Below are 18,160 nucleotides of genomic sequence, written 5' to 3'. Positions count from 1 at the left end.
ATTTGTTGAAAAGTCTTTGAGAATATTACACAAAATCCTTACGAAAATTCATATTTTTGCAATCGTATGAAAAGATGGTACCTTTATCCTTTTTCCCTCGGCTATCATTTGGTAACGGGTATCCGGAACACAATGTATGATCTGGGAATTTTTAAATCTACAAAATTCAAAACACCGATAATCAATGTCGGGAACCTGTCTGTGGGCGGAAGCGGAAAATCACCGATGGTGATGTATCTTGCCCAGTTTTTATCCAAACATTACAGAACCGGAGTTCTCTCACGGGGCTACGGAAGGCTCACCAAAGGATATGAAGTCACTAATTATGACAGTAACTACAAAATTGTAGGTGACGAAGCTATGCAGCTTTTTGAACGTTTCAAAAACCGTTTTGTGATTGCCGTTTCAGAAGACAGGGTTCCTGGTGCCAAAAAAGTAATTGAAGATATGGACCTTGGTGTTCTGGTATTGGATGATGCCATGCAGCACAGAGCTATTAAAGCAGGCTTCAATATTTTGATGACCGATTTTAACGATCCTTTCTTTAAGGACTATCTTCTTCCTGCAGGTGACCTCAGAGAATCTAGATCAGGATACAAAAGAGCAGATATCATTATGGTCAGCAAATGCCCTGATGAATTGACTGAGGAAACCAAGAGGTATTATATTTCAAGGATCAGACCTTCCCATACCCAGAAAGTATTCTTTTCATCCATAGGATATGATGAAAACGTCTACGGAAAAGATAAAATGCTTCCGGATAACAACCTGAACTATTACGACATATTGCTGATCACGGGAATTGCCAATCCTAAACCGCTTCTGGAACATCTGGCAAAATTCTCAAAAAGGGTTAAACATTTAAAATTCAGGGATCATCATAATTTCACGGATGACGATATAAAAAAAATCCTTGCAGAGTATAAAAAATTAGGGGAATATAAGCTGATATTAACCACAGAGAAAGATTACGTACGTCTTAAAACTTTTGACTATCTTAGAGAAATTGTTTACTACTGGCCTATCAATGTACTTATTGATAAGAAAGAAGAATTCAATCAAATCATCTTAGATTATGTTAGAAAAAATTAAAGAGACAGCTGATTTTATCCAAAATATCATTAAGGAAACTCCCGATTTTGCTGTCGTTTTAGGATCCGGGCTGGGAAAGCTGCAGCATGAAGTGGAGCCGATCCAAGTTTTAGAGTACAAAGATATCCCCAATTTCCCTCAGACTACTGTTGCAGGACATACCGGAAAGCTTATCTACGGAATACTGGAAGGGAAAAAGGTGCTGATCATGAGTGGCCGTTTTCATTATTATGAAGGGCATTCCATGGAAACAGTGACCTTTCCTGTAAGGGTTTTTCATTTACTGGGGATCAGGAATCTTATCCTTTCCAATGCCTGCGGTGGGGTAAATCCTGCTTACAACGTTGCTGATGTTGTCATATTAAAGGATCATATCAATATGATGCCTGAACATCCGCTCCGGGGAAGAAATATTGATGAGCTTGGGCCACGTTTTGTGGATATGAGCGAACCTTACAACAAAAAAATGATCAGCGTAGCCGAACAGGTTGCTTCACAAAACAATATTAAAATTCATCAGGGAGTTTATGTTGCCCTGCAGGGGCCTACCTTTGAAACTCCGGCTGAATACGGAATGATAAAAGCCATCGGTGGAGATATGGTAGGTATGAGCACCGTTCCCGAAGTGATCGTTGCCAGACATATGGGTATGGATGTATTCTGCATGTCTGTGATTACCGATCTTGGCGGACCGGATATCGCTTTCGCTGTTTCTCACGAAGAAGTATTGAATGCGGCCAATAAGGCCATGCCGAATGTAATTACCGTTGTGAAAGGCCTGATTAAGAATTACCAATAGATTTTTTACACAAAATGGTAAGTTGAAGGTTTGCCAACTGGTTCATTCTTACAGCATCATAGAAATTTTCAATCTTATAAATTTTTCCCAATTCATGAAAAATCAATCCCGGATTGCGATTCATTGTTTAGATTTGTATAAATGAAATTGTAAGAGATGAGAAAGTTGTTATTAATTTTTATGATAGGGGTTTTCGGGTTAAGCTACTCGCAAAAAGTTCCTGCGGTTCTTAAAAAGGGATTTTCAAAAGAAGCTTTACAGCAGAAGCTGGAAGATGAAGAAGGAAAAACCATTACCATCCAGCAAATTCTTGACCAGCATAAAGGAAAAGTTTTAGTGATCGATTTTTGGGCGGGATGGTGCAGAGACTGCCTTCAGGCACTTCCCAAAGCCGAGCAGTTAGAAAAAAATAATCCGAATGTGGATTTTGTATTCTTATCATTGGAAAGATCGAAAGAAGGTTTTGATAAAAGCCTTGTAAGATTCAATATGAAAGATAAGGACAACTACTGGTTTGCTTCAGGATGGAAAAATGATTTTAATAATTATATAGATCTTAACTGGATTCCGAGGTATATGGTCATCGACCAGAAATCATCTATCGCAAAATATTACGCTATTTCACCGGAAGATCCTGAGATCCAGCAAACCATTGACAGCCTTTTAAAATAATCATTATTTAATTTATTTTTATCCACAAAGCACACCGGTAACAGGTTATTTATAATGCCATGATCATAAGAGAAGCCACAGAAAAAGATTTAGAGATCCTTTTACCATTCGAGCAGGGAATCGTTACTGCTGAAAGACCTTTTAACAGTACACTTATTGATGGAAAGATCCACTATTACGACCTTAATGAATTTATTCAGTCTCCGGACGCTACCTTGATTGTTGCTGAAGAGAACCATGAGGTCATCGCTTCAGGATATGCCCTGATCAAAAGGACGGAAAAGAATTATTATACTTTTGAACATTATGCTTATCTGGGTTTTATGTATGTAAAGCCGGAACACAGAGGTAAGGGAATCAATAAAGTGATTACGGATGAGCTTATCAGCTGGGCAAAATCGAAAGGTATCTCAGAAATCAGACTGGATGTTTATGCGCTGAATGAATCTGCTATAAAAGCATATGAAAAGGCAGGTTTTGAACCTCTCCTACTTACTATGAGACTGAAATAACAGCGAATAATGTATCGTAAATAAAGGAATCCATATCTTTGTGATATGGATTTTTCTTTGCCGCTTCGTAAAATTATTCACGTAGATATGGATGCATTCTATGCTTCCGTGGAGCAGCATGATAATCCTACACTCAAGGGAAAAGCCATTGCGGTGGGGGGCCAGCACCGGGGTGTAGTCGCAGCAGCCAGCTATGAAGCCAGAAAATATGGTGTCCGTTCAGCAATGCCCAGCAAAATGGCAAAAGAAAAATGTCCTGATCTTATATTTGTTCCGCCCCGTTTTTCCCGGTATAAAGAGATTTCAAAAAAAGTCAGGGAAATCTTCTTCGAATATACCGACCTGGTAGAGCCATTATCTCTGGATGAGGCCTACCTGGATGTCACCGAAAACAAAAAAGGAATGGAATCTGCCAATCTGATCGCCAGAGAGATCCGTCAGAGAATATTTGAAGAGACCGGGCTGACTGCTTCTGCCGGAATTTCAGTAAATAAGTTTCTTGCCAAAGTAGCTTCTGATATCAACAAGCCTAACGGTCAGAAAACCATTCATCCTGATAAAGTGGAAAGTTTTCTGGAAGAGCTTCCTGTTGAAAAATTTCACGGCGTTGGAAAGGTTACAGCCAACAAAATGTTCAGCTTAGGAATTTATAAGGGAAAAGATCTGAAGAAAAGATCTCTGGAAGATCTCGTAAAGCTCTTCGGAAAATCCGGCAAGCATTATTACAATGTTGTACGGGGCATTCACACTTCTGAGGTAAAACCTCATCGGATCCAGAAAAGCGTTGCTGTAGAACGTACTTTTTTTGAGGACCTTTTCGATGAGCAGCAGATCAATGAAAAGCTGGAAAGCCTGGCACAGGAACTTCACCAGCGACTGCAAAAAAATACGATTCTGGGAAGAACCCTGACTTTAAAAATTAAATATAAAGATTTCTCCCTTTTTACACGAAGCATTACGAGGGAAGATTATTTTGTTTCTCCCGAACAGTATTTCAATACCGGAAAGAAACTTTGGGAGCTTCGCCCTTATGATAAGGCTGTCCGACTTCTTGGATTGTCTCTTTCCCATCTCAATACGGAAGAAAAAAAGCAGATATCCGTTCAACTAAAAATTCCGTTTGAAGAATTCGAAAATCAGTAGGTTAATTTTTTTTGCTAACTTGTATCGATCAAATCAGCAAATTTATGAACCCAACAATGATTCAGTTTTTCCATTGGTATTCTGAAGGAGATGGAAAATTGTGGAAGGAAGCCGAAGAACAGGCCGGATATTTAGCAGAATTAGGAATCACTTCGGTATGGTTTCCTCCTGCTTACAAAGGAACTAACGGCGGGTATTCCACAGGATATGACGCCTATGATCTTTACGACCTTGGAGAGTTTGATCAAAAAGGAACCATTCCTACCAAATACGGCACCAAAAGTGACTATATAAAAGCCATCAAGGCATTAAAGGAGCACCATATAGAAATCATTGTAGATATTGTCCTGGGTCACAAGGCCGGTGGCGATGAGCTTGAAAAGTTAAAAGCGGTAAAGGTAGATGAAAACAACAGGGATAAAGTCATCTCTGATGTCATTGAAATAGAATCTTATACTAAATTCACATTTCCCGGAAGAGGAAAAAAATATTCAGATTTTGAATGGAATTTTACCTGTTTCAGCGGTGTAGACTATGCGGAAGGGATGGATTCCCATATTTTTAAAATACAGTCTGAGTATGGAAATGACTGGGAAGAAATGATAGATGATGAAAAAGGCAACTATGATTATCTGATGTATAATGACATCGAACACCGGAATCCTTTTGTCCGGGAAGAGCTTAACCGCTGGGCAAAGTGGTATTTTGACCAGACTGATTTTGACGGCGTAAGACTGGACGCACTAAAGCATATTTCTTTTGACTTTTATAAGGAATGGCTTACCCTGCTCCGTTCCAATACCGGAAAAAATATTTTTGCAGTGGGAGAATACTGGGCTCCGGGATATCTTCATCTGCTCCAGAAATATATTGAAGTGACTGAAGGTTGTATGAGCCTTTTTGACAGCTCTCTGCAGAACAATTTTCATAATGCTTCAAAGGAAGGGGCATCTTATGACCTCAGAAAGATTTTTGACGAAACCCTTGTACAGGCAGATCCGCTGCATGCTGTAAGCCTTGTCGCCAATCATGATACACAACCTCTTCAGGATCTGGAAGCTCCTGTTGAATCATGGTTCAAGCCCCTTGCCTATGCTTTGATCCTATTGCGTAAAGACGGATATCCGTGCGTTTTTTATCCTGATCTGTATGGTGCTCACTATGTAGATAAAGACGGGGGCGGACATGATCAGGAAATATTCATGCCCAAAGTAGATGGTATTGAGGAGCTTCTGAATGCAAGAAAAGAGCATGCCTATGGAGAGCAGCGGGATTATTTTGAAGATGCCAATTGCCTGGGATGGGTACGTGAAGGGGATGATGAGCATATAGGGTGTGCTGTGGTCCTAAGCAACAAAGATACTTACAACAAACCTATGGAAATGGGCAAACGCTACGCGGGAAAAAAATGTAAGGATCTGTTGAAAAGATTCAAGGAAAAGGTAACGGTTGATGAAAACGGCTGGGGTGATTTTCCCGTACCTGCCGGAAATGTAAGTGTTTGGGTTCCTGAGTAAGAGAAAGATATCGCTGGAATAAAAAAGACATACACGCTATCTGGAATTCTGACGTCTTCCATTAAGGCATTCAGGAAAACCGGAGACTTTCAGAAAACTTACGTGTGCTTTTTTATATAAAGTGTTTAAAAAACTGCGTAGCGTTGGTAAAAACGTACGTCCAATCAAATTTTTCTCAGCTCCAGGATTTCAGGTCTTTCAGAGGTATCAGATATGTTTCCGGTCCTGGCAAATTCTGCCCAGAGCGCTCTCAGCTTTTTACCGTTCTCATGAATACGGCTCCACGGAATATTCTTCAGCATTTCAGATGACTTCCAGGCCTCTTCATTTCCAAAGATCAAAGGAAGATCAATACAATGCGGTGCCCCGATATGATTCTCTTTTAATTTCGAATGGATTCTGAATAAATAGACATTCCCTCCTCCGGCTGCATGATTTTCCGCAAATTTCTTCGCCGGACCTCCATAAATAAATTCGGTAGTCTTTTCAACAGTCTTATCCATGATCTTCAGCCCTATACCCTTTCCAAAATATTTATTTAAAGCCTCCGAAGTTTTGAGGTAAAAAGCCGTTTCATCATTATTCAGTCCTATCAGCACATCATATTTTTGAGCATTTGCCCTCCACTTTTCTACCGCTTCCTCTTCTTTGCATAAGGGAGGAAATCCGTACTGGGTTCCAAAAGGCATTGCTGCTTTCAGTCCATATCTCACCACAGACGGTACAAATTTTCCATATTCGCCCACCATCTTTAAAACATCAGTATCATCTTTCAGGATTTCCGTTTTCTTCAGAAATTCTGCTGACATTTTCTGTCTTTTATGACGTAATCCCAATGGAGCGCTCTGGATAATCACCCGCCGGAATAAGTCTTCCGCTCCTTCCGAAATCATCAGATGGGCAATAGCATCCCCACCTGAAGACTGTCCGAGAAGCGTGATATTTTTTTCATTTCCTCCAAAGTCGGCAATATAGCTTTTGATCCATTGTAACGCTTCAATCATATCAAACAGCCCAAGATTGGGAGGTCTTTTTTCATCTCCCCCTAAAAAACCGAAAAGCCCTAAACGATACGAAACTGTGACCACTATGATCTGCTGTTCTTTTACCCATTCTGTGGGGTCAGCAGTAGGCAGGTCTCCACAGCCTATCTCATGGGAGCCTCCATGAATCCAGACCACAACGGGTAATTTTTCATTTTCAACGATATTTCCGGGACGTGTCACTGAAAGGTATTGGGTAGCTTCATCGGCTTCAAAGCTCTCAACAGGGGTCGCTCCAATCATTTTTTCTACAAGCGGGCTTAATGCCTGTGGACAAACCGGAGTTTTATCGGGAAAAATAATTTCTGAAGCTGAAGGTTTTGTCTGAACAGGTCTCTGATATCTTTCAGAATGGGCATAACGGATACTCTTGGCCTTGATAACTCCGTTTTCTTTTAATGCTGTAATTCTTCCGAATCCGGTCTCAAAAATATGGATTTCTTTCTGTTGTGGTTTCATTGTGAAGCAGTGAAGACTTTTACCTTTAAAGATAATTCTGTTTTTCGAAAATAAAAAATTTACACGGCTAATTAAACATTAATGAGGACACTAATTTTCACCAATGATATTTGGTCATTGGTGCTATCCGTGTTTAGGTTTAATTCAGTATCTTATATTCACTGGGGGAAATACCGACTTTGGTTTTGAACAGCCTTGTAAAATGCTGAGGGTATTTGAAACCCAGATCATAAGAAATTTCACTGATCGATTTTCCCTGCTCCAGAATCTGCTCTTTAGCGATATCAATCAATTTATTGTGGATAAATTCCTGTGGGGAAATTCCCAGTTCCTTCTTAATCAGATCTCCGAAATAATTGGCGGACAGGTTTAGTTTTTCCGCAAAATAATTGACCATCGGAAAACCGATATTCTTGGGATTGTCAGATTTTAAATAATCATCTACAAGGTTTTCAAATTTACCGATCACGCCCTGATTGACATGATCTCTCGTAATGAACTGACGGTCGTAAAAACGCATACAGTAATTCAAAAACAGTTCAATATTATTAACGACTAAAGACTTGCTGTGCTTATCAACCGGCTGTTCAAGCTCCAGTCTGATATTTTTAAAGCATTCCAATACAATTTCCCTTTCTTTTTCGGAGAGGTGTAAAGCTTCGTGTACATCATAGGAAAAGAATGAATATTCTTTAATACGTTTACCCAGATGGGTTCCTTTGATCAGATCAGGATGAAACAGCAAAGCATACCCGCCGGGCTGAATAGGCTCTCCGTCATTTTTCACACCGCTGATCTGTCCGGGAGCGATGAAGACCAAAGTTCCTTCCTGGTAATCATAGCTGTGCTTTCCGTAATACATATCTCCGCACACCACGTCTTTCAGGAAAACCGTATAGAACGCATATGTTCTTCTGTAGCTGCGGATAGGAGCAGATTTTGAAAAATCAACCACACTCACCAGCGGATGCTGTGTCTCATGATTGACCATCTTGTTGTAGTCTGAAATGCTGTTAACTTTTTCAACTTCCTGATTTTCCATTGAATCCATTTTTATACTTACTCAAAATTACTATTTTCCCGGCTAATGGAAATCTTGTCTGTAAAATTGGTAAGTAATCCGGTAATCCGTATAAGTCCTGTTTATCTGAAAGTTTCGACTTTTGTACCGTTATGGGAACTTTTAATACAATCATTTTTCCGAAAGGCGAAAAAGCTCCTTCTGAATATCTCTCCGGGAGAGCATCGTAGACTCATATTCTGAAACCCAATAAAAACGAACTGAACTGCCAGATCAGATCCATATCGCCATCAACACCAATACCCAGAACGGGATTGTAGAATGACTGGAGCCTGTAACAGATGATGAATACCATAATGTATAAACAGAACTTATTAACTTAAACTAAATAAAAAAATGAATACATTCACAGTAAAAGCTTATGGGGCAGAGTCCACTACAGCAGATCTGAAAGAAATGAATATCGAAAGAAGGGAAGTAACCCCAAAGGATGTAGAGATTGAAATTCTATATTGCGGGGTTTGCCATTCTGACCTTCATACTGCAAGAAATGACTGGGGTGGAACCATGTACCCCGCTGTTCCGGGACATGAGATCATAGGAAGAATAACAAAGGTCGGAAGCGAAGTTTCTAAATTTAAAGCAGGAGATCTTGCAGGTGTAGGATGCATCGTAGATTCCTGCGGGCATTGTGAGAGCTGTCAGCATGATCTGGAGCAGTATTGTCTGAATGGATTTACCGGGACATATAACGGACATGACAAGCATTTGGGAGGTCATACTTTTGGCGGATACTCCCGGAAAGTGGTTGTAGACTCCCACCATGTTTTAAAAGTTCCTGAAAATCTTGACCTTGCTGCGGTAGCTCCTCTTTTGTGTGCCGGAATTACCACATGGTCTCCTCTGAAACACTGGAACGTAGGTCCTGATTCCAAAGTGGCTGTTGTAGGATTGGGAGGACTAGGACATATGGCGATTAAACTGGCCAAAGGATTGGGGGCTGAAGTTACTTTATTTTCGAGAACTCCCGGGAAAACTGAAGATGCTAAACAATTGGGGGCTGATCATGTTATCATTTCTACAGATAAAGAGCAAATGAAGTCTGTGAAAGGGAAATTTGATGTGATCATTGATACGGTTCCATATGTACATGATATCAATCCGTATATTACGACCTTAAACATCAACGGAACCCACGTTCTTGTCGGATACTTAGGAGAGTTGGAACCTATGATCAATACAGTGCCTATGATCATGGGAAGAAAATCAGTGGCAGGCTCTGTCATTGGAGGTATTGCTGAAACTCAGGAACTATTGGATTTTTGTGGAGCGCACAATATTGTTTCTGAAATTGAGCTTATCAAAATGCAGGACATCAACGAAGCGTATGAAAGGATGCTGAAAAGTGATGTGAGATACCGCTTCGTGATCGATATGCAGTCTTTGTAATCTGCTTATATGATATTTTAAAATAAAGGACTGCCTCACTTCCGAGGCAGTTTTTTGTTTTCGCTACGAATGCACTAATAATCACAATTAGATTATACTTTTTACCCATCCATTCTCATTTATACTTCCCTTCCATATCCTGAAAAGCCCATTCTGCCATGGCTTCAATCACCGGACCCAGCCCATTTCCGGCCTCACTCAGCTTATAAGTAACATGAGGTGGAACAACAGGTTTAGCCGTCCTTATGACCAGTCCATCCGCTTCCAGCTGTTTCAGATGCTGGATCAACATTTTCTCCGTTACCGCAGGAATTGCTTTTTTCAACTCACTGTATCTTTTTTCTCCGCTGGAAAGATTGAACAGAATGATAGGCTTCCAGAACCCTCCGATCCTTTCCATCACATACATTACAGGACAATCCTGTAATATTTTTTTATTTTCCTGAATGGTTGAGCTTTCTTTAATCGCTGTCATAGATACATACTTTAGGGTAAGTACTTGTATAAAAGTAAGTACAAATATAACTTTGTCACCGGAAATAAAAAAATATTTATTATGAAAATTGTAATCACAGGCTCATTAGGAAACGTAGCAAAGCCGTTAACCCAACAATTGGTTGCTGCAGGACACAACCTCACAGTAATAAGCAGCAGCAATGCCAGAAAACAGGATATCGAAGCATTGGGAGCTACTCCCGCTATCGGATCTATAACGGATGTAGATTTTTTGACTAAAACATTTGAAGGAGCAGATTCCGTTTTTGTCATGACTCCTCCTGCCATCAGTGACACGCATATTGTTGAGAATACTAAAAATGCGGGAAAGAATTACGCTGAAGCCATCAAAAAAGCCAATGTAAAAAGAGCGGTGATGCTAAGTAGTGTAGGAGCGGAATCTCCTGTGGAAAACGGTCCTATCAAAGGGCTTCATCATATCGAAAACTTATATAATGATGTGGAAGATACATCATTCACATTCTTAAGAGCAGGATATTTTTATACCAATTTTTTCAATGATATTCCGTTGATCCAAAATGCAGGGATCATCGGTAGTAATTATCCGGAGAACACAGAAGTTCCAGTGGTGCATCCTGATGATATCGCCAATGCAGCAGCTGAAGAACTGGTGAAAGATCAGGCCGGTAAAAATATACGATATATTGTAAGTGATAGCAGAAAAGCATCAGACTTTGCCAAAGTGCTGGGCTCTTCTGTAGAAAAGCCTGAACTTCCATGGGTAGAGTTCTCGGATGAAGAAGCTTTAAACGGAATGCTGCAGGCAGGGCTTCCGCAGGATATGGCAGAACTGTATGTTGAAATGGGAAGAGGAATAAGAACCGGCGTTATACAAAAGGATTTTATTGAGCACGGTTCTCCCGTTACAGGAAGCATCAAACTGGAAGACTTTGCCAAGGAATTTTCTTCTAAATTTTAGAGCCTGTTTAAATGCAGATAAAATATTCGGCGCACCTTTGGTGCGCCGAATATTTTTATTTTATCCTCAGATCAGACGAGTAATTTATTTGGTATTTAAGGTCCAAATCAAAGCTTTTTCTTTAGTAGCACGGAAAATAGTAGCATGTGTTTCTTTAGGTTCGTTGTCATATTGCCATTTAATGTTTTTTACATCAGCTGATTTAAATACCTGGGACAGCTTCTCCGCAGCCTCAACAATATCTTTTTCACCGGATGAGGCAAACCAGACTTTTTTCGGGTCTTTGGTCATTCGGGCCAGGCTCTCTTTTGCCGTTTTTACTTCATATTGATTATTCCACCATAATGAGGGATCCATCGCGATATAAAAATCAAACATATCTGCATCATGTAAAAGGGTTTCCATTATAAAAAGCCCTGCTAAAGATTCTCCAATGATGCCTTTTTCATTGCTTGTTCTGTATCGTTGGCTGATTTCATTAAAAAGTTCATCCTTAATAAAAGCTCTGAATTTTTCAGAGCCTCCTACCACAGGAGCAATTTTTTTGTCTTCTTTTATATGGGTAGGTCCAGTAAGGTCTCTTCTGCGTTGTGTATTTTCAATCCCGACAAGAATTATAGGAGGGATTTTTTTAGATTCCACAAGTTTTGAAATGGTATTGGCGATATGAGGAAAATCTTCCTGGGTTCCTCCGTCTGCCATATATAAAACAGGAAATTTGTCCGTACTTTTATCATAATCAACGGGTTTCCATACATTAATCGTTCTGATTTCTCCTATTTCTTTTGAATCAATTTTAAAATTATCATGCACAGGAACGGGATCCTGGTCCTGAGAAAATGTGTGACCGCTTAACAGCAATAGAAACAGTAATAATAGCCTGCAATTCATATTAATTTTTTACTAAAGGTAATATTTTATTGGCAATGAAATCTATATAAAACAAAACCGCAATGTCTGTTTACCGTCCATTGCGATTCAATTTACTGTTATTGAGCAAACTAAGACCACTTTTTTATTACATCAATCTTAGTCTTAAAGTTATTTCTTCTCTTTCAAAATGTCTTTCAGTACCTTCAGCTTTCCATCGATCGGCTGATCAATTTTTAATTTTAGAATTTCAGCAATCAAAGGATAAACATTTACGTTTTCAAATTCATTGATGATCATATTGTTTTTGAATTCAGGTCCCCAGGCATAGAATGTAGCTTTCATTTCCGGTACTGTTCCGGGGTTATAACCATGCTTCCCTACTGAAGTTTTCTTTCCTTTCTCTAAAAATATTTTCGGAGCTTTCGGGATCAGAAGAATCTGTCCTATCCTGTGGTATTGATCATCTTTTGTTGCAAAATGCAGGTATTTGGGAAGCTTTTTATCCAAATAAACTTCATAGTCATCTGTTTTATTGGCTTTTAGTTCTTTATAAACAGCTTTTACCTCCTCCTTATTTTTAACATATACTCTCAATAAAGTCTGGGAATTGTAAAAATCAAAACGGTTTTTATCAAAAAGAAGAGCAGGAATTTCCAGTGGAGCGCCTCCGTCTACATTTATCATTCCATGGTCTGAAACAAAAACAAAGTTGACATTTTTTAATCCTAATGCATTCACTTTCTGCACCAGGTCACCAATGGCCTGATCTATCAGATGAACAGCATTTTCGGTCTCCTGGGTATCCGGACCGTAATGATGCCCGCTGCCATCTACTTCCGGAAAATACAGGGTAATAAAGTGAGGTCTTTTATCTTCGGGAAGCTTCAGCCAGTTCACCACTTTTTCCACCTTCTCAGAAGGCTTAAACTTTTCGTGGTAAGGATAATAATAGGAAGGTCTCATTCCTCCGGCATCGCTGGCAGAACCTACCCACATCAACGATGCAGATACTGTTCCCTGCTTTTCAGCCAGCCCCCAAAGCGGGGTGCCTCCATACCAGCTTCCGTCTTCTGCATTTTTCTTATTGCTCATAGCGTAAGCCTCCTTTCTCTTATAATCGTAGAAAAAATTATCAATCAATCCGTGATGAGACGGATAAAGCCCGGTGATCAAACTCCAGTGATTGGGAAATGTAATGCTTGGATAGCTTGGTATCATTGCTTTTGCCTGTACACCGCTCCCGGAAAATTTCAAAAGGTTTTCAGCATTGTACTTCCGGGCATAGTCATAACGGAAACCATCCGCAGAGATCATGATCACATAAGGTTTCGACTGAGACCCGATATTATTCTGACGACCTGGTACAACGATCTGGGCCGTATCCATATTTACCTGTTGCGCAAAAACCGTAAAGGAAATAAGCAGCAGTAAAAAATGTATTCCTCGCTTCATTATATTAAATTTTGGCAAAGTTACGTTCTATACTTCTCCCTGAAAAGTTTGAGAGGTTAAAAGTATATTAAAACCTGTTGTTTTTGAGTTTAAAAACATTCTTCAATTTTCCTTTGCGTTTCAAACTGAGCAAGCCCAATTTTTTTTCAACTATTGAATCCATAAAAAACACCCCTGAAAAATCAGAGGCGTTCACTTGAAATATTTAGATGTGTTTTTTAATTCTTCAATCTTTATTCTTTAATCAGCTTTTCATAAGACAGGCTTCCGTCTTTCAACAGAATTTCCAGATAATAGCTACCAGATTTCAGATCTTCAACGCTGATATTTTCGCCATCCGGTTTTACAGATTTTACTTTTCTTCCTGTGGCATCGTAGATGTCAAGAGACCTTATCTTATCGAAATTCTTGAAAGTCACAGTTGTCTTAGCCGGATTAGGATAAATATTGGCTTTCTTAGTATTGGCAGCGACTTCATCTGTTGATAACGTACTGTCTGCCATGGTTAAAGTTGCATATCCCCTTCCTGCATCATGATACCCCAGTGCTGTGCCTGTTTTTCTTGCATAAAAAATATTGATGGTTCCCGCGGCATTGGAAATTGCAAAATCTCCCGCACCTCCGGATAGAGATCTTGTGGCAACTACAGTCCTTGTGCTTCCGGATACTGTATTGGAGGTCTCCGTCCAATCCTGAGACGCATCGGCGTTAGGAGGCATCATAGGTCCAGGGAATGTATAGTCTCTGTTGGCCGTAGAATTATATATGAACCCATCTGAGCCGGCTGCCATTCCTACACTTCCAAAGCCAATTCCAAGCATAGAATTACTGTCTCCTGTTACCGTAATTGTTACTCCGGCAGGGGTGGTATCTAATTTCACCGTCATACCGGTGGCCGAAAGAGGCACCGTTCCTGACGAAAACTGGGCCCAGGCAAAATTGGCAAGGACCATACTGAATGTTAGTAAAAGTTTTTTCATATCAATTTTTTAAAAGGTTAATGATTTCTTTATGATCTGTTTTTAAAGCATATTCAAAAGGAGTCATTCCCATTGAATCTTTCTTTGTTTTATCCGCCTTGTACTTAAGCAGCAGTTCTACCAGCTCTTTATTCCCAAATTTTACAGCCCAGAATAAGGGGGTATATCCTGTCTCATCTGCAATATTGGGATCCGCGTTTTTCTTTAATAAACGTTCTACCAGATCTCTGTTGTATTTTACAGCCAGCCCGGCCAGAGCTGTCCCTTCCCGGCTTTTATAATTTACATCCTTTACATGATCGATCAGGTATTGGGCAACTTCTGTATTTCCCCTGTAGCAAGCCAGTATAAGAGGCGAAAATCCACTTTCGTTGGTTTGATTGATGATTTCCGGGTTTTGTTCCATCAGTTCTTTTACTTCAGCTACCGTCCCGCTTCTTGCAATGTCGAATATTGACTTCTCTTTCTCCTGAGCGGATAAAATGGTGCCCAGGAATATTCCTAGTAATAAGATAAAATTTCTCATTGTCTGATCAATATATAGTTATACTCAATATTTACACTCTCCGCAATTTTCCTGGTAACCATCTTCGGAATGGTCACTTTATAATCGGCAGGTTTGGCGACAAAGCCTCCCTGCATATAGATCTTACCATCTTTTGCATATATTGTAGCTGTAGAAGAGACCTCCTTATCCACACCATGAAAATTAAGGGTTCCCTGAACGGTATACTTTTGAGGACTTGTCGCAAGCTTTGTTTTATCAAAATTGACAATTTTTCCTTTGAAAGTTGTTTTAGGGTATTTTGCAGTCTCGGCGTAGCTTTCGTTGAAATGCTCTTCCATTAATTTTGTTTTAAAGTGAAAGTTCTTCACGACGGAAACAGAGGCCATTTCACCATTGTCTGCATTTACCACCACCACATTATTATCATCCTGAGCATAAATATCTTCAAATAACGGTACTGAGGCTTCGAAAGTAACCTTCCCGGTTTTGGAGCTATATTTCTGTGCTGAAGCGTAACCGGCAAAAAACAGGGATACGCTGAGTAATAGTAATTTTTTCATATCAAATCTTTTTAATTTTCAGTAAGTCCGTCAGCTTTCCATTTGATGAAAGTATTGATCTGCGTTGAAGACAATGAGCCTCCTTTAGGCATCTTCCCCGGATCTCCATTGGGTCTTTGAATCCGGTCCAGAATAACATCTATATTGTTTTTCACCTGTTCATAGGTTGCCAAAGGTTTAATAAAGCTGTCTGCTGAATGGCATCCTATACAGTTATTGTCTATGATAGGTTTTATGTCTGTAGTATACTTTACAGGCAGTACGATAGGTTTATTGTCTGAAATTTCCTCATAGGTTCTGCTATCACAGCTGTGAAGGATGGTCATTGAGGATAAGCTCAACAGGTATGCTAATTTTTTCATATCAAAAAACTCTATAAAGATTAAACCCAAAGAAAATATGACCCTTCCCCCAATTTCCGGACGCATTGGTAAGATATCCGATATCTGAATTGATCTGGGAGTTGGTGAATAAAAGCTGGAAGACATGTCCCCCCGTTTCTATATCCACCCCTAAAGAAAGAGGGTTTTTATAAAAACTATGATCATCAAAATTCACAAAGTATTCTGCATTCACAGAAACTCTTTTTGAGATTTTATAGCGCCCGCCCAAACCTGCGAAAAACTGGTTCTTATCCTCAATTGCCGGCTCATAAAGGTTTTTATGAACATATGAAGGGGTAAACTGCAATGAAAGTTTATCATTAAACCTTCTTGATATCAATGCCTGGGTAAGGTAAGAAAGCCTGTCATTGAATTTGAGGTAAGGATAATTGTCTTTATCCAGATCGGTATTTACTGCCATTACATGATAGCCAACAATATCTACCGGAAAGTTTTCACTTTGCTTTACCAGTTTATATTTTACGGCGCCCTCAAAGGTTTTCATATTCGTCTCTCTGGACAGGCTGACAGAAACGGCATCTGAAATACCATAGATTGCTCCTAATTTGGTAGAAGCATTGTCTAAACCAAAAAAATCTTTAAACCCTGCGCTTATGTCACCAAACCGATGGGCAACAATCATATACCATTCTTTCTTAGCAGCCAGTTTTGTGGATTGTCCTGTAACAATCTGGAGGGCTTTGAAAGCGGGTTGTGAGGTATCTGAATTAGTTTGAATGGTGTCAATATCTTTCAGCAGATCTTCCTGTGCAAAGGTAAAAACTGATGAAAATACAGACAAAAATAAGAAAGCTTTTGTCATATTATAATTTCATTTTAATTATGATATGACAAACTTATAGAGTTATCAATTCAAAAATATGTGATAAAAGTCACCGAAAAAATTGTTTTTATCAATCATAAAACAAAAAGCTTTAAAACAATATAAATTAGATTAATCTAACATTTTCATTTACAGCCACTTTTATACCCTCTTTGGTCTGCAGAATTTCTCCGTCGCTCTCAATTTTTTTTAATACCCTGCTTACAACTTCTCTGGAAGTACCTAAGTTGTTGGCAATTTCACGATGGGTTATTTTGATGGGGTTGTTACCTGTGATGGTAATCTGCTGCTTGATATAGTTCAGTACTCTTTTATCCAGCCTGTGAAAAACGGCATCGTTTACCATATTCATAACTTCTGAAAAGCGCCTGTCATATTCACTGTAAAATAATTTGTTGATTTCCGGGAATTGGATCAGCCAATCATGCATTACCGAAACGGGGATCAACAAGGCTTCTGAATCTTCTTCCGCTACAGCGTATACTCTGCTTACATAATCTTTAAAAATAGAGGAAAAGGTCATAAGACAGCTGTCATTGGGCTTGATGTAATAATAAATAAGCTCACGGCCATCATTAAGGGTAAAAACTTTAATGGAGCCTTTTATCAGAAAAGGGACATATCTATTTTTCTGACCTTCTCTTATAATTTCTGTCTTCGCTTTTATACTGGTGATTAGGGCATGCTTTTCAAGTTCTGCTAAAAAACCACTGCCTAAAAAACCAAATTTCTGAGAAATAAATTGGTCGCTTATCATATCCTTATCAATATTTGAAACAAATATATAAAATCAGAGAACCAATATATCATATAAGTAAAATTCTTTCAATATTAAAATAAAAAGATTAACATTTAATTCATTTTAATAAAAATTCTAAGCAATTAAATCAAATAACATTAAAAATATAAGAATTATAAGGTCCATTCATATATTATTTTTTGAAATCCAGATAACGGTCCTTTCTTTTAAGAAATCTTTTAAAGAAAAAGAATATTATCCCAATCTGAAAAATTTCTCCGGAATGATATTAAACTTAATAAAAATGCCCCGGTAAAAACCGGGGCATTCTATTTTATTGTAAAAGAAATCTTACGCTTGTACGTTGTTTCCGCCTAATACGAAAGGCTCAACTTCTTTGATTTCTCCGAACTGCTGCTCGTAGTTAGCGATGTTCTGTTGAAGAGCGTTTAAAACTCTCTTAGCATGAAGCGGAGCAAGAATAACTCTTGATCTTACTTTAGCCTGCTGAACACCTGGCATCAACTGAATAAAGTCTACTACAAATTCAGATGGAGAGTGGTTTACCAATGCTAAGTTAGCATAGATACCAGCAGCTACCATTTCGTTTAATTCGATGTTGATGTTTCCGTCTTGTGGATTTTGATTGTTGTCCATTGTTATAAATTATGTTTTTAAA

At 39.0% G+C, this 18,160-nt stretch carries 20 protein-coding genes; 8 read left to right on the top strand and 12 right to left on the bottom strand.

All coding sequences use genetic code 11. From position 1 onward, the window contains the following. Nucleotides 1-66 precede the first annotated feature (66 nt). From lpxK to AC4IF5_RS05030, 6 genes are all read left to right on the top strand, one after another. The gene (gene lpxK, locus AC4IF5_RS05055) at nucleotides 67-1,092 is read left to right on the top strand and encodes a tetraacyldisaccharide 4'-kinase (protein WP_490732266.1); all 1,026 of its coding nucleotides are present in this window, start codon (nucleotides 67-69) and stop codon (nucleotides 1,090-1,092) included. After that, on the top strand, nucleotides 1,076-1,891 hold the full coding sequence (locus AC4IF5_RS05050; protein WP_490732264.1) for a purine-nucleoside phosphorylase: 816 nt from the start codon (nucleotides 1,076-1,078) through the stop codon (nucleotides 1,889-1,891). Before lpxK ends, AC4IF5_RS05050 begins: the two co-directional genes overlap by 17 nt. A gap of 156 nt (nucleotides 1,892-2,047) precedes the next feature. Next, a complete protein-coding gene (locus tag AC4IF5_RS05045) occupies nucleotides 2,048-2,563 on the top strand; it encodes a TlpA family protein disulfide reductase (protein ID WP_490732262.1) in 516 nt (171 codons plus the stop codon). Between the two features lie 59 nt (nucleotides 2,564-2,622). After that, nucleotides 2,623-3,075 carry a GNAT family N-acetyltransferase gene (locus AC4IF5_RS05040; RefSeq protein WP_490732260.1) on the top strand — a complete coding sequence of 151 codons (453 nt, stop codon included), beginning with the start codon at nucleotides 2,623-2,625 and terminating at the stop codon, nucleotides 3,073-3,075. Nucleotides 3,076-3,120: 45 nt separating this feature from the next. Further along, entirely contained in the window at nucleotides 3,121-4,218 is a 1,098-nt protein-coding gene (dinB, locus tag AC4IF5_RS05035; protein WP_490732258.1) for a DNA polymerase IV, read from the top strand. 44 nt (nucleotides 4,219-4,262) lie between these two features. After that, complete coding sequence (locus AC4IF5_RS05030) at nucleotides 4,263-5,735, top strand: alpha-amylase (RefSeq protein ID WP_490732256.1); 1,473 nt, start codon at nucleotides 4,263-4,265, stop codon at nucleotides 5,733-5,735. Nucleotides 5,736-5,899: 164 nt separating this feature from the next. On the opposite strand, the gene AC4IF5_RS05025 is transcribed toward AC4IF5_RS05030, so the two are convergent. Then, complete coding sequence (locus AC4IF5_RS05025) at nucleotides 5,900-7,237, bottom strand: carboxylesterase family protein (RefSeq protein ID WP_490732255.1); 1,338 nt, start codon at nucleotides 7,235-7,237, stop codon at nucleotides 5,900-5,902. A gap of 139 nt (nucleotides 7,238-7,376) precedes the next feature. Continuing rightward, nucleotides 7,377-8,279, bottom strand: coding sequence for a helix-turn-helix domain-containing protein (locus AC4IF5_RS05020; RefSeq protein ID WP_490732254.1), 903 nt, complete (start codon nucleotides 8,277-8,279; stop codon nucleotides 7,377-7,379). A gap of 375 nt (nucleotides 8,280-8,654) precedes the next feature. On the opposite strand from AC4IF5_RS05020, the gene AC4IF5_RS05015 reads away from it, so the two are divergent. Further along, nucleotides 8,655-9,707, top strand: a complete 1,053-nt coding sequence (locus tag AC4IF5_RS05015) for an NAD(P)-dependent alcohol dehydrogenase (RefSeq protein WP_490732252.1) — start codon at nucleotides 8,655-8,657, stop codon at nucleotides 9,705-9,707. 115 nt (nucleotides 9,708-9,822) lie between these two features. On the opposite strand, the gene AC4IF5_RS05010 is transcribed toward AC4IF5_RS05015, so the two are convergent. Beyond that, a complete protein-coding gene (locus tag AC4IF5_RS05010; protein ID WP_490732251.1) occupies nucleotides 9,823-10,182 on the bottom strand; it encodes a winged helix-turn-helix transcriptional regulator in 360 nt (119 codons plus the stop codon). Between the two features lie 81 nt (nucleotides 10,183-10,263). Here AC4IF5_RS05010 and AC4IF5_RS05005 point away from each other — a divergent pair, with 81 nt between their 5' ends. Further along, nucleotides 10,264-11,142: an NAD(P)H-binding protein gene (locus tag AC4IF5_RS05005; RefSeq protein ID WP_490732249.1), complete on the top strand. Its 879-nt coding sequence runs from the start codon at nucleotides 10,264-10,266 to the stop codon at nucleotides 11,140-11,142. 84 nt (nucleotides 11,143-11,226) lie between these two features. On the opposite strand, the gene AC4IF5_RS05000 is transcribed toward AC4IF5_RS05005, so the two are convergent. The 9 genes from AC4IF5_RS05000 to AC4IF5_RS04960 form a co-directional block, all read right to left on the bottom strand. Beyond that, nucleotides 11,227-12,033: an alpha/beta hydrolase gene (locus AC4IF5_RS05000; protein WP_490732247.1), complete on the bottom strand. Its 807-nt coding sequence runs from the start codon at nucleotides 12,031-12,033 to the stop codon at nucleotides 11,227-11,229. A 150-nt stretch (nucleotides 12,034-12,183) separates the two neighbouring features. Continuing rightward, entirely contained in the window at nucleotides 12,184-13,467 is a 1,284-nt protein-coding gene (locus AC4IF5_RS04995; protein WP_490732245.1) for an alkaline phosphatase family protein, read from the bottom strand. Nucleotides 13,468-13,700: 233 nt separating this feature from the next. Beyond that, nucleotides 13,701-14,447, bottom strand: coding sequence for a T9SS type A sorting domain-containing protein (locus AC4IF5_RS04990; RefSeq protein ID WP_490732244.1), 747 nt, complete (start codon nucleotides 14,445-14,447; stop codon nucleotides 13,701-13,703). A gap of 1 nt (nucleotide 14,448) precedes the next feature. After that, nucleotides 14,449-14,973, bottom strand: coding sequence for an ankyrin repeat domain-containing protein (locus AC4IF5_RS04985; RefSeq protein WP_490732242.1), 525 nt, complete (start codon nucleotides 14,971-14,973; stop codon nucleotides 14,449-14,451). Then, the gene (locus AC4IF5_RS04980; RefSeq protein ID WP_490732240.1) at nucleotides 14,970-15,515 is read right to left on the bottom strand and encodes a YceI family protein; all 546 of its coding nucleotides are present in this window, start codon (nucleotides 15,513-15,515) and stop codon (nucleotides 14,970-14,972) included. The genes AC4IF5_RS04985 and AC4IF5_RS04980 overlap by 4 nt, the downstream gene beginning before the upstream one ends. A gap of 11 nt (nucleotides 15,516-15,526) precedes the next feature. After that, the gene (locus tag AC4IF5_RS04975; protein WP_490732238.1) at nucleotides 15,527-15,877 is read right to left on the bottom strand and encodes a hypothetical protein; all 351 of its coding nucleotides are present in this window, start codon (nucleotides 15,875-15,877) and stop codon (nucleotides 15,527-15,529) included. A gap of 1 nt (nucleotide 15,878) precedes the next feature. Beyond that, nucleotides 15,879-16,721 carry a DUF5777 family beta-barrel protein gene (locus tag AC4IF5_RS04970; protein WP_490732236.1) on the bottom strand — a complete coding sequence of 281 codons (843 nt, stop codon included), beginning with the start codon at nucleotides 16,719-16,721 and terminating at the stop codon, nucleotides 15,879-15,881. A gap of 127 nt (nucleotides 16,722-16,848) precedes the next feature. Next, on the bottom strand, nucleotides 16,849-17,499 hold the full coding sequence (locus AC4IF5_RS04965) for a Crp/Fnr family transcriptional regulator (RefSeq protein WP_490732234.1): 651 nt from the start codon (nucleotides 17,497-17,499) through the stop codon (nucleotides 16,849-16,851). 333 nt (nucleotides 17,500-17,832) lie between these two features. After that, nucleotides 17,833-18,138 carry a DUF3467 domain-containing protein gene (locus AC4IF5_RS04960; RefSeq protein WP_002976436.1) on the bottom strand — a complete coding sequence of 102 codons (306 nt, stop codon included), beginning with the start codon at nucleotides 18,136-18,138 and terminating at the stop codon, nucleotides 17,833-17,835. Nucleotides 18,139-18,160 lie beyond the last annotated feature (22 nt).

The organism is Chryseobacterium sp. UF-290 (assembly GCF_058245615.1).
This window is presented reverse-complemented; position numbering and strand designations above follow the sequence as displayed.